Origin of the sequence: Pseudomonas sp. DSP3-2-3 (genome assembly GCF_049898225.1) — a bacterium.
In the GTDB taxonomy this organism is placed as follows: Bacteria; Pseudomonadota; Gammaproteobacteria; order Pseudomonadales; family Pseudomonadaceae; genus Aquipseudomonas.
Map to the genome: position 1 here is coordinate 92,990 of NZ_JAFCXH010000016.1, position 12,541 is coordinate 105,530.

Annotated in this window: 8 protein-coding genes; 7 read left to right on the forward strand and 1 reads right to left on the reverse strand. The window is 59.0% G+C overall.

Going from position 1 to position 12,541, the window contains the following annotated elements; translation table 11 throughout:
- The first annotated feature begins 27 nt into the window (after nucleotides 1–27).
- The 5 genes from ACP7E4_RS18905 (at nucleotide 28) to ACP7E4_RS18925 (ending at nucleotide 7,291) form a co-directional block, all read left to right on the forward strand.
- Nucleotides 28–927 carry a hydroxymethylglutaryl-CoA lyase gene (locus tag ACP7E4_RS18905; protein ID WP_426116902.1) on the forward strand — a complete coding sequence of 300 codons (900 nt, stop codon included), beginning with the start codon at nucleotides 28–30 and terminating at the stop codon, nucleotides 925–927.
- A gap of 710 nt (nucleotides 928–1,637) precedes the next feature.
- Nucleotides 1,638–2,801 (forward strand): isovaleryl-CoA dehydrogenase, encoded by a 1,164-nt coding sequence (locus ACP7E4_RS18910; RefSeq protein ID WP_426116904.1) that lies wholly within the window; start codon nucleotides 1,638–1,640, stop codon nucleotides 2,799–2,801.
- 74 nt (nucleotides 2,802–2,875) lie between these two features.
- Nucleotides 2,876–4,483: a carboxyl transferase domain-containing protein gene (locus ACP7E4_RS18915; RefSeq protein ID WP_426116906.1), complete on the forward strand. Its 1,608-nt coding sequence runs from the start codon at nucleotides 2,876–2,878 to the stop codon at nucleotides 4,481–4,483.
- A gap of 19 nt (nucleotides 4,484–4,502) precedes the next feature.
- On the forward strand, nucleotides 4,503–5,333 hold the full coding sequence (locus tag ACP7E4_RS18920; protein ID WP_426116908.1) for a gamma-carboxygeranoyl-CoA hydratase: 831 nt from the start codon (nucleotides 4,503–4,505) through the stop codon (nucleotides 5,331–5,333).
- On the forward strand, nucleotides 5,330–7,291 hold the full coding sequence (locus tag ACP7E4_RS18925) for an acetyl/propionyl/methylcrotonyl-CoA carboxylase subunit alpha (RefSeq protein WP_426116910.1): 1,962 nt from the start codon (nucleotides 5,330–5,332) through the stop codon (nucleotides 7,289–7,291). Before ACP7E4_RS18920 ends, ACP7E4_RS18925 begins: the two co-directional genes overlap by 4 nt.
- 84 nt (nucleotides 7,292–7,375) lie before the next feature.
- Here ACP7E4_RS18925 and ACP7E4_RS18930 read toward each other — a convergent pair whose 3' ends face one another.
- Nucleotides 7,376–10,861, reverse strand: coding sequence for an indolepyruvate ferredoxin oxidoreductase family protein (locus ACP7E4_RS18930; protein WP_426116912.1), 3,486 nt, complete (start codon nucleotides 10,859–10,861; stop codon nucleotides 7,376–7,378).
- 176 nt (nucleotides 10,862–11,037) lie between these two features.
- Between ACP7E4_RS18930 and ACP7E4_RS18935 the strand changes: the two genes are divergently transcribed.
- Both ACP7E4_RS18935 and ACP7E4_RS18940 read left to right on the forward strand, forming a co-directional pair.
- Nucleotides 11,038–11,505: an Lrp/AsnC family transcriptional regulator gene (locus ACP7E4_RS18935; protein WP_426116914.1), complete on the forward strand. Its 468-nt coding sequence runs from the start codon at nucleotides 11,038–11,040 to the stop codon at nucleotides 11,503–11,505.
- 445 nt (nucleotides 11,506–11,950) lie between these two features.
- On the forward strand, nucleotides 11,951–12,496 hold the full coding sequence (locus ACP7E4_RS18940; RefSeq protein ID WP_426116916.1) for a DUF4880 domain-containing protein: 546 nt from the start codon (nucleotides 11,951–11,953) through the stop codon (nucleotides 12,494–12,496).
- Nucleotides 12,497–12,541: the final 45 nt, after the last annotated feature.

Below are 12,541 nucleotides of genomic sequence, written 5' to 3' on the forward strand. Positions count from 1 at the left end.
CTCGAAAATATCTAGATGGAGTCCGGTATGTCGCTGCCCAAAAAAGTACGCCTGGTAGAGGTCGGCCCACGCGACGGCCTGCAGAATGAAGCGCAGCCCATCAGCATCGCGGACAAGGTTCGGCTCGTGGACGATCTGTCCGCGACAGGCCTGAGTTACATAGAGGTCGGCGCCTTTGTCTCGGCCAAATGGGTGCCACAGATGGCCGGTTCCGCCGAAGTTTTCGCGCAAATCCAGCGCAACGAAGACATCACGTACGCAGCACTGGCGCCGAACTGGCGAGGCTTCGAAGATGCGCTGGCCGCTGGCGTGAAGGAAGTCGCGGTGTTCGCCGCAGCTTCAGAAGCGTTTTCCCGGCGCAACATCAACTGCTCCATCAGCGAGAGCCTGGAACGTTTCGCGCCAATCATGGAGGCCGCGCGCCTGCATGGCATCAGGGTGCGCGGTTATGTTTCCTGCGTCCTCGGCTGCCCTTATGAAGGTAAGGTGGCGCCACAACAAGTCGCTGCGGTCGCCAACGAGCTGCTCGCCATGGGTTGCTACGAGATATCCTTGGGCGACACCATCGGCACCGGAACGCCCGGAGCCACGCGTGACTTGATCGATGTGGTCGCCGGGCAAATTCCCCGAGGCAAACTGGCCGGACATTTTCACGATACCTACGGGCAAGCGCTGGCTAACGTCTACGCGAGTCTGCTGGAAGGCATCGAGGTGTTCGACAGCTCGATTGCCGGGTTGGGCGGCTGTCCTTATGCCAAAGGCGCCAGCGGTAATGTGGCGACCGAGGATGTGCTGTACATGCTTAATGGTCTGGGCATCGACACCGGAGTCGATCTGGACAAACTGATCAGCGCAGGTCAACGCATCTGTCAGGTACTCGGGCGGGAAACCGGTTCGCGCGTGGCGAAGGCGCGCCTGTCGGACTAGCGTGCGACAACTTGTCACAGAGTGTTACCCTGCGCACCGCAACGTAGGCGGCGAAACGACGCAAACGGGTAACACGGAAACAGATTTCGCTGAACTGGCCAGCTTCAGCTGTCCTCGAGTTCTGCGCAGCCCCCGAATTTAAAGGACTTGCCAAAACTGGCACGGGTCCTGCTATATCCCACGTACAACAAGAATAAAATGTGCAGTAACCCAATAAAAACAATACGTAACGGCTCTGACATAACAAGAACAACACGGACAGAGACGCAGCTAACAGATTTTTTTGGAGTGGATTCGCTTTTCGAAGCTTCTGGATTTCAGAACCTTCACAACCGGACAGAGAACAACAAAACTACCTTCAGGTAGCTCCAGAACTGGTTGAATCGATTGATAAAAGCAGCATCAGCGCTCAAAAAAATACGTTTGCTCTTGATCCCGCATGGGGATCGCTCAAAAAAAGCAGTCAAGGCCAGGTCGCCAAAAACAACAACAGGCCAGCCGATAATAAAAAATGAGCATGCAAAAATACCTTGAAGGGGAGCTTAGGCTCCCCTTCGTGCTTTCTGGCGTTTGACCTGTCATCCCCTTCCTGCCTGGCCCTCTCCCTCTATCCGATGCCGTCATTGTGCGTTTGACACTTCTCAGCTGCAGGTTTACGTTAACGTAAAGGTCATAGCGACCCATCTAACAACAACAAAGGAACGCTACCCATGAGTTACCCAAGCCTGAATTTCGCCCTGGGCGAAACCATCGACATGCTGCGTGATCAGGTCCAGTCCTTCGTCGCAGCAGAAATAGCCCCGCGAGCTGCGCAAATCGACAAAGACAACCTGTTCCCGGCTGACCTGTGGCGCAAGTTTGGCGATATGGGCCTTCTCGGCGTCACTGTCGATGAAGAGTATGGCGGCGCAGGCCTGGGTTATCTGGCCCATGTGGTGGCGATGGAAGAAATCAGCTGCGGCTCGGCGTCGGTGGCGTTGTCCTACGGCGCGCACTCCAACCTGTGCGTGAACCAGATCAACCGCAACGGCAACCCGGCACAGAAAGCCAGATACCTGCCCAAACTCATCAGCGGCGAGCACGTTGGCGCCTTGGCCATGAGTGAGCCAAACGCAGGCTCTGACGTGGTGTCCATGCGCCTGCGTGCCGACAAGCGCGGCGACCGCTTCGTGCTCAATGGCAGCAAGACCTGGATCACCAACGGCCCGGATGCCAACACCTATGTGATCTACGCCAAGACCAGCCCGGAAAAGGCTGCTCACGGCATCAGCGCGTTCATCGTCGAGCGCGACTGGAAAGGATTTTCCCGCAGCAACAAGTTCGACAAGCTCGGTATGCGCGGCTCGAACACCTGCGAGCTGTTTTTCGACGACGTCGAGGTGCCTGAAGAAAACCTGCTCGGCGCGCTGGACGGCGGTGTGAAGGTGCTGATGAGCGGCCTGGATTACGAGCGCGTGGTGCTTTCGGGCGGTCCGACCGGGATTATGCAGGCGTGCATGGATGTCGTTGTTCCGTACATCCATGACCGCAAGCAATTCGGCCAGAGCATCGGCGAATTCCAGCTGATTCAGGGCAAGGTGGCAGATATGTATACGCAATTGAACGCCAGCCGGGCTTATCTTTATGCCGTGGCCCAGGCCTGCGAGCGCGGCGAAACCACCCGCAAGGACGCTGCCGGGGTGATTCTATACAGCGCCGAACGCGCCACGCAAATGGCCCTGGACACCATCCAGATTCTGGGCGGCAACGGCTACATCAACGAATTCCCGGCTGGGCGGCTTTTACGCGACGCCAAGTTGTATGAAATCGGCGCGGGCACCAGTGAAATTCGCCGGATGCTGATCGGTCGCGAACTGTTCAATGAAACCAGATAAAGCAGTTGCAAGCTGCAAGCCCCAAGATTCAAGCCGCATGCGGCAATCTGGATTCAGCGTTTAGGGAATAACTAATGGCCATTTTGCATACCACTATCAATACGCGCTCAGCGGCATTTTCCGCCAACAGAGCAGCGATGCTGGAGCACGTCTACGGCTTGCGCCAGTTGCTGGAGAAGATCCAGCAAGGCGGCGGCGCCAAAGCTCAGGAACGCCACGCTTCGCGGGGCAAACTGCTGCCTCGGGAGCGTATCAATCGCTTGCTCGACAGCGGCTCGCCGTTTCTTGAAATCGGCCAGCTCGCTGCCTTCGAGGTCTATGACGAAGAGGTCCCTGCCGCCGGAGTCATCGCGGGCATCGGTCGGGTCGAGGGCGTCGAATGCATGATCATCGCCAACGATGCCACGGTAAAAGGCGGTTCGTACTACCCGCTCACAGTGAAAAAACACCTGCGCGCGCAGACGATTGCCCAGCAGAATCGCCTGCCGTGCATCTATCTGGTGGATTCTGGCGGCGCCAACCTGCCGAGGCAGGATGAAGTGTTCCCGGACCGCGAGCACTTCGGGCGGATTTTCTTCAACCAGGCCAACATGAGCGCCCAGGGCATCCCGCAGATCGCCGTGGTCATGGGCTCCTGCACGGCGGGCGGCGCCTACGTGCCGGCCATGGCCGACGAAGCAATCATGGTCCGTCAGCAAGCGACGATCTTTCTTGCCGGTCCGCCGCTGGTCAAGGCGGCCACGGGCGAAGTGGTTAGCGCTGAAGACCTCGGCGGAGCCGACGTGCATTGCCGCACTTCCGGGGTTGCCGACCACTATGCCGAGAACGACGAGCATGCTCTGGAGCTGGCGCGTCGCTGTGTCGCCAACCTTAACTGGCGCAAACAAGGGCAACTCGAAGCGATCGCACCCATTGCCCCGCTGTACGCTATTGAAGAGCTATACGGGGTGATTCCTGCCGACGCCAAACAGCCTTTCGATGTGCGGGAAGTCATCGCCCGGTTGGTGGATGGATCGCAGTTCGATGAGTTCAAGGCGTTGTTCGGCACGACGCTGGTGTGTGGTTTCGCGCGCCTGCATGGCTACCCCGTCGCAGTTCTGGCCAACAATGGCATTTTGTTCGCCGAGTCTGCACAGAAAGGCGCGCACTTCATCGAGCTGGCCTGTCAGCGCGGCATTCCCTTGCTGTTTCTGCAAAACATCACCGGCTTCATGGTCGGCCAGAAATACGAAGCCGGCGGCATTGCCAAGCACGGCGCCAAACTGGTAACCGCGGTAGCCTGCGCCAAAGTGCCAAAGTTCACGGTAATCGTCGGCGGCAGCTTCGGTGCCGGGAACTACGGCATGTGCGGCCGCGCCTACGACCCGCGCTTTCTGTGGATGTGGCCTAACGCGCGCATCGGCGTCATGGGTGGCGAACAGGCGGCTGGCGTGCTGGTGCAGGTCAAGCGCGAACAGGCGGAAGGTAGCGGCCAGCCTTTCTCAGCCACTCAGGAAGCCGAGATCAAGCAACCGATTCTCGATCAGTACGAGCACCAGGGGCACCCGTACTACTCCAGTGCCCGCTTGTGGGACGACGGCGTCATCGACCCGGCCCAGACCCGGGATGCTCTCGCCCTGGCGCTGTCCGCCGCGCTCAACTCCCCCATCGAGCCCACCACATTCGGCCTGTTCCGCATGTAAGCCGGTGCGCGCCCAAGGAATGACCATGACCGATTTTCATACCGTAGAAATACACCGCGACCCACGCGGCTTCGCCACTGTATGGCTGAACCGTCCGGATAAAAACAACGCCTTCAATGCCCAGATGATTCGCGAGCTGATTCTCGCGCTGGATCAGGTGCAAAGCGACTCCAGCCTGCGTTTCCTGTTGATTCGCGGACGCGGCAAGCATTTCAGCGCCGGTGCCGATCTGGCCTGGATGCAGCAATCGGCCAATCTGGATTACAACACCAATCTGGATGACGCTCGGGAACTCGCGGAACTGATGTACACCCTGGCGAAGCTGAAAATCCCCGCCCTGGCCGTGGTGCAAGGCGCGGCATTCGGCGGCGCATTGGGCTTGATCAGCTGCTGCGACATGGCCATTGGTGCCGAGGATGCGCAGTTCTGCCTGTCGGAAGTGCGCATCGGCCTCGCTCCGGCGGTGATCAGCCCGTTCGTGGTACAGGCCATCGGCGAACGCGCAACCCGGCGCTATGCCCTGACCGCTGAGCGTTTCAGCGGCGCCAGAGCGCAGCAGATCGGCCTGCTTGCCGAGTGCTACCCCGCCCGCGAACTGGAACATCACGTCGAACAATGGATCGACAATCTGCTGCTCAACAGCCCGCTGGCCATGCGTGCCAGCAAGGACTTGCTGCGTGAAGTCGGCAATGGCGAGCTGAGCCCGGCGCTACGCCGCTATTGCGAGAACGCCATCGCTCGAATCCGCATCAGCGCCGAAGGCCAGGAAGGTCTGCGCGCGTTTCTGGAAAAGCGTACGCCCGGCTGGCAGGCCGCCGTAGCCGATAACCACAAGGAGCCACGTTCATGAGCGTCCCGAAACTGACTACGCTGCTCGTTGCCAATCGGGGCGAAATCGCCTGCCGGATTATGCGCACGGCGAAAAAAATGGGCTTGACCACCGTCGCTGTACACAGCGCGGTGGATCGCGATGCGCGGCACAGTCGCGAAGCCGATATTTGTGTCGATCTGGACGGCAGCAAAGCGGCTGAAAGCTACCTGCTGATCGATAAGCTGATCGAAGCCGCCAGATCCAGCGGCGCCCAGGCCATTCATCCGGGCTACGGCTTTTTATCCGAAAACGCCGATTTCGCCCGAGCTATCGAAGCTGCAGGACTGATTTTCCTCGGCCCTCCCGCCTCGGCCATCGACGCCATGGGCAGCAAAGCCGCCGCCAAGGCCTTGATGGAAGACGCAGGCGTGCCGCTGGTGCCGGGTTATCACGGGCAGGCGCAGGATGTTGCAACCTTTCTCGACGCGGCCCAGCGTATCGGTTATCCGGTCTTGCTCAAGGCAACGGCGGGCGGCGGTGGAAAAGGCATGAAGGTCGTCGAACGGCCCGAGGAAATGGCTGAAGCCCTGGCCTCCGGGCAACGCGAAGCTCAGGCGTCCTTCGGCGACTCACGCATGCTGGTGGAGAAATACCTGCTCAAACCGCGTCATGTGGAGATACAGGTGTTCGCCGATCAGCAGGGTCACTGCATTTATCTGCATGATCGCGACTGCTCGATTCAACGCCGTCACCAGAAGGTCGTCGAAGAAGCGCCAGCGCCAGGCTTGAGTGCTGAGCTACGCCAGACCATGGGCGAAGCGGCTGTCCGTGCTGCGCAAACCATTGGTTACGTCGGCGCCGGGACCGTAGAGTTCCTGCTGGATTCCCGTGGCGAATTCTTCTTCATGGAGATGAACACACGTTTGCAAGTCGAACATCCGGTCACCGAGATGATTACCGGCGTGGATCTGGTCGAATGGCAGATCCGGATTGCCCAGGGCGAAGCCCTGCCCGTCTCCCAGGAACACGTGTTGCGTAACGGCCATGCGATTGAGGTCCGCCTCTACGCTGAAGACCCCGATCACGACTTCCTGCCCTCGACGGGAACTCTGGAGTTGTATCGGGAGTGCTCACTGGGCCACGGCAAACGGGTCGACAGCGGCGTCAACGAAGGCGACAGCGTTTCGCCATTCTACGACCCGATGCTCGCCAAGCTGATCGCCTGGGGGGAAACCCGCGAAGAGGCACGCCTGCGGCTGCTGTCCATGCTCGATGAGTTCGTGGTTGGCGGAGTCAAGACCAACCTGCCCTTCCTGCGGCGCATTGTTGGCCATCCGGCCTTCGCGACAGCCGAACTGGACACCGATTTCATCCCGCGCTATCAAGCGCAGCTGTTGCCCGCGCCTGCCGAATTGTCCGCTGGGTTCTGGCAGGCCGCTGCCGAGGCGTTCAGCCAGAGCACCACGGCTCGCGTTGATCGGGACGACGCTTATTCGCCCTGGGCCGCCAATAAGGGACTGCGTCTGGGGCTACCCAGTGAAATTGACCTGCATCTGAGTTGCAATGGTCAGCAGCACGTCATCAAGTTGCGCAATAGCAGTACATCGCTCGCGCAGTGGACCGGGGAACAGCTGCAAGTCGTCACTGATGGAATAACTCGCAAGCATCTGGCTTTGCGACGCGGTGATACGTTGTATCTGCAATGGCAGGGTGAAGTACACGCCATCACGCGTCTGGACCCGATTGCCGAGGCCGAATCCAGCCATGGACCGCAAGGTGGCCTGACCGCGCCCATGAACGGCAGCATCGTTCGGGTGCTGGTCGAAGTGGGTGAGCGAGTTGAGGCCGGCACTCAACTGGTGGTGCTGGAGGCGATGAAAATGGAACACAGCATCCGCGCCGCCCATGCTGGCGTGGTCTCGGCTTTGTATTGCAGCGAAGGGGAAATGGTCAGCGAAGGGACGGTGCTGGCGGAGCTGGAGGGCAATAGCGTTTGATCATTCACGGGCGACTGTGACCCGTAGGACCGGCCTCAGCCGGGAGAGCGCTCTCCCGGCTGAAGCCGGTCCTACGGCATCCAATCAAGCCGCCACTTCATACAACTTCGGCAACTCCACTTCCCCGCTGATCAAGCTCTGGCGCATGCGCAGAGCTTGCAGGGCTGCGGCTTTCATGGCGCTTTCCTTGATGTGACCGTAACCGCGGATTTTCTCCGGCAGTCGCGCCAGGCTCAATGCCGTATGGCGATTGGACGCGGACAAGTGCTGGAGGATCAGCTCGATGTCGCTCACATAAGACTCGATCAGCTCCCGCTCCTGGCGGCGTTCCAGGCTGCGACCGAAGGGATCGATAGCCGTGCCACGCAGGAATTTGAACTTAGCCAGTACATCGAAGGCCTTGAGCATCCACGGGCCGAAACTGCGCTTGCGCGGTTGCCCGGTAAGCTTGTCACGCTTGGCCAGCCATGACGGCGCCAGGTGGAATTCCAGACGATAGTCACCTTCGAACTGGTCCTGCAATTGGCGAGCGAAATCGCCGTTGCTGTACAGCCGCGCCACTTCATATTCGTCCTTGTAGGCCAACAGCTTGAAGTAGTTGAAGGCCACCGCCTCGGTCAACGCCAGTTGCTGTCCTGGGAACAGTCGCGCCTCGGTTTCCTGAACCTTGCTCACCAGCCGCATGTAGCGCTTGGCGTAGGCGTCATTCTGGTACGCCGTCAGGCTTGCCACATTGGCCTGCACCCGTTGATCAAGGCTCAGCAATTGCGGTACTTCGGGAATCTGACCGGTTGGGTTGGCCGCAGCCTGTACGGCCGGCAGATCATGAGCCGCGCGACGGCCCCAGAGAAATGCCTGCTGATTGAGTTTGACCGACACACCGTTGAGTTCGATGGCTTTCTCGATGGCCGCCGAACTCAGCGGGATCAGACCCAACTGGAAGGCATACCCGAGCATGAACAGGTTGCTGGCAATGGTGTCGCCAAGCAGCTTGGTCGCCAGATCCGTCGCTTCAACGAAGTGGGTATGCTGCACACCCACTGCGTCGCGAATGGTCTGTTTCATCGCGTCGGCCGGAAACTCGGCGTCCGGGTTACGGGTGAACTCGGCGGTCGGGGTTTGCTGGCTGTTGACCACGGCATGGGAAAAGGTCGAATTGAGCTTGGCAATCGCATCCGGACCGGACGCCACCAGCAAATCACAGCCCAGCAACAGATGCGCCTCGCCGGCGGCAATACGCACCGCAAACAGGTCTTCCTGCCGCGCCGCGATGCGGATGTGGCTGACCACCGGACCGAACTTCTGCGCCAGACCGGCCTGGTCAAGCACGCTGCAGCCCTTGCCTTCCAGGTTGGCGGCGAAGCCCAACATGGCGCCAACCGTGGTCACGCCAGTACCGCCGACACCCGACAACAGAATGTTGTGCGGTTTGGCCAGGCTTGGCAGTTGCGGGTCTGGCAGTTGAGCAAAGGCTTGCACCTGCGTCGGCAGGCTCGGCTTGCGCAAAGCGCCACCATGAACAGTGACAAAGCTTGGGCAGAAACCTTCGACGCAGCTGAAGTCCTTGTTACAGGCGTTCTGATCGATTTCCCGCTTGCGGCCCTGAGCCGTTTCCTTGGGCAACACGGACAAACAACCTGATTTGACCCCGCAATCGCCGCAGCCTTCACACACGGCTGGATTGATCAACGCACGCTTTTCCAGATCCTTCATGGTGCCGCGTTTGCGCCGACGACGCTTCTCGGTGGCACAGGTCTGGTCATAGATGATCACCGAAACGCCTTTGAACTCACGCAGCTCGCGCTGCACGCTGTCCAGATCCCGTCGGTGGTGGAAGGTGGTGATCGGCGCAAAACCGTCACGGCTCGGGTATTTGTCCGGCTCGTCGGAGACCAGCGCAATGCGCAGCACCCCTTCGTTGAAGACCTGACGGCTGAGCTGATCAACCCGCAAAATGCCATCGATGGGCTGCCCGCCGGTCATTGCCACCGCGTCGTTGTAGAGAATCTTGTAAGTGATGTTGACCCCGGCCGCGACCGCCGCCCGTACGGCCAGATGCCCGGAGTGAAAGTAAGTCCCGTCGCCCAGGTTCTGGAACACGTGCGGCGTTTCAGTAAACGGCGCCTGGCCGATCCAGGTCACGCCCTCGCCGCCCATCTGGGTGAAGGTCTCGGTGGCACGATCCATCCAGATGGTCATGTAGTGGCAACCGATACCGGCCAGCGCGCGACTGCCTTCGGGCACCCGTGTCGAGGTGTTGTGCGGGCAGCCGGAACAGAAATGGGGGGTGCGCTGTGTATTGAACAGCGGCGCTTGCAACGCTTGTTCCTTGTCAGCCAGGAACTGCAGGCGCGCCTCGATTTGGGGGCTGCTGTAGAAAGGCGCCAGACGCTTGGCAATGACCCGGGCAATCATCGCCGGAGTTAGCTCACTGAGGTTCGGCAAAAGCGAACGCCCTTGCTCGTCAAATTCGCCGACGACCACCGGACGACGGTCCACCGGCCAGTTGTAAAGCTGGCCGGTGAGCTGATCTTCGATGACACTGCGTTTTTCTTCAACGACGAGAATTTCTTCCAGCCCTTCCGCGAAATCGTGCACCGACACCGGTTCCAGCGGCCAGCTCATGCCAACCTTGAGCACCCGAATGCCGACCTGCGCGCACAAGTCCTGATCAATGCCCAGCTCCTCCAGCGCTTGCCGCACATCCAGATAGGACTTGCCGGTAGTGACGATGCCCAACCGAGGCTGGGGCGAATCGATAACCACTTGATTGAGCTTGTTGGCCCGAGCGAATGCCCGGGCAGCGTAGATTTTGTAGGTATTGAGGCGTGCTTCCTGAGCCAGCGGCGGATCAGGCCAGCGAATGTGCAGACCGCCTTGGGGAATGTCGAAGTCTTCAGGAATGTGCGTGACGACGCGCAGCGGATCAACTTCGACGACTGCCGAAGAGTCGACATTCTCGGCGATGGTTTTCATCGCCACCCAGCATCCGCTGTAGCGCGACAGCTCCCAGCCGATGATGCCGTAGTCGAGAATTTCCTGAACATTGCTCGGATTGAGCACCGGAATCATCGCGGCGATGAACGCATGTTCGCTCTGGTGGGCGATGGTCGAAGATTTGCAGCCATGGTCGTCACCCGCGAGCACCAACACGCCACCATTGTTGGCGACGCCTGCGGAGTTGGCGTGTTTGAACACGTCGCCGCAGCGATCAACGCCCGGACCTTTGCCGTACCAGAGGGCGAACACGCCATCGTATTTGCCTTCGGGGAACAGATTGACCTGCTGACTGCCCCACACCGCCGTCGCCGCCAACTCTTCGTTGACGCCGGGCTGGAAATGGATGGCGTTCTGTTTCAGGTAGTCCTTGGCATCCCAGAGACTTTTGTCGAGGTTGCCCAAAGGCGACCCACGATAGCCCGAGATGAACCCGGCGGTATTAAGGCCACGCGTCTCATCGCGCTGCTTTTGCAGCATCGGCAGGCGGGTCAATGCCTGGGTGCCGGTCAAATACAGATTGCCGGTCGCGAGCCGGTACTTATCGTCCAGACGAATATCAGCCAAAGACATTCAGGTGCTCCTTTTATTTTTATGAGCAGTTCAGGCTGTTGCGCCGAGCAGGTTCGACTCGGCAGTCACTAGCAAAATACTGCCTGTAGCAAAGGGGCTTTTTCTTTCTAATTTGGCGTAAATCTGCTGATATTCGACATGTTCATTTCGATAACAATAAAAAACAGGGTCAATTCATGCAGATTAAATTAAGCCCCATCGACCGCAAGATCCTGCGCCTGCTGCAACACAATGCCGACCTCTCCGCCGCCGAGATCGCCGAACGGGTCGAGCTGTCCCAATCGCCCTGCTGGCGCCGCATCAACCGCCTGCAGGAAGAAGGCGTCATCGAGCGCAAGGTCGCCCTGCTCAACCCGAAAAAGCTCGGCCTGACCATGACGGTTTTCGTCAGTGTGAAGTTGTCGGGGCATGGCCGGCGCTATCTGGCCGAGTTCGAAGAAGCAATCACCGGCTACCCGGAGGTGCTGGAATGCTATGCGATGGCGGGGAATATGGATTTCTTGCTGAAGGTCGTGGCCCAGGATATTTCCAGCTATGAACGCTTTTTGCGCGATCACCTGCTGCAACAGCCTCATGTACAGGAAGCGCACTCCAACATCGCCATGAGCGAAGTGAAGCGCACCACTGAATTGCCACTGGATTGAGGCTCTGCGGCCTCGTCACCGATTGCTTTTCTGCATGGACGCAAGAAAAACATTTGACTTGCAAATGATAATGATTATTATTGCATCAGCTGATCGCGAGATCAGTTGGATAACTCAGGAGTCTTAGGTCGGCTCCTGGATTATCTCCTCATCAGGCTAATCACGGTTTTTGACCCGGATTTTTTCCGGGTCTTTTTTTTGGTTTTTGCATTGCTTCAGGCTAATGAAGACGTGTCATTCTGCGATGGCGCGGATCATAGCAAAAAGAATATTGAACGGGACGGTGAAGTTGGTTTTCTCAGACTTTAGCGCCCAGATAAATAGTAAATGATGAGAAATCTCCGTTGAGAGACGTTCTCATCACCAAATGAGTTCATCAGCATCAGGGATGATGCGCCCCAACTCTTCAAGGAAGAACGACATGACACCAGCGAGGCGATCGATCATGAGTACCCAGCTCTCGTCTTTTAGCGCCCTTGCGGATCACCAGCCGGATGCACCGCTCAGCCGACAAACGCAGGACCTGCGCATCGGCCTGCAAAAGCTGTCGCGCCGCACGCAACAGATATTTCTCATGAGCCGGCTGGATGACCTGCCCTATGCAAACATCGCCAGTTTTCTGGATATGGACCTGCACGCTGTCGAACGCGCCATGGTGCGAGTCCTGCAACAAAGTCGCCCGCATGTGGCCGCGTCCATCGCGCCGCTTGCCGACAGCATCAACGAAGCGGCCAGCCGTTGGTACGTGCATTTGCAAAGCCCGCAGGCCACCGCCAGCCAGCGCATCGAATTTCGTCACTGGCTGGATGCTGACCTGAATCACCTTCGAGCTTTCGAGGCGACCGAACGACTGTGGCGTCAGTTATTGGTTCCGGCTACTGCCATGGGTGCCAGCGGCTGGCATCGTCGCAAGCGCCGCGCCTTCCTGGGATGGTGGTTGCTTTCGGCGTTCGTGGGCGGGCTGCTGGTCACTGCCGAAGCTTTCTCCTGAGTCGACGATGGCCGTTTGACTGAAGTTAACGTCGCCGTGGCCCGC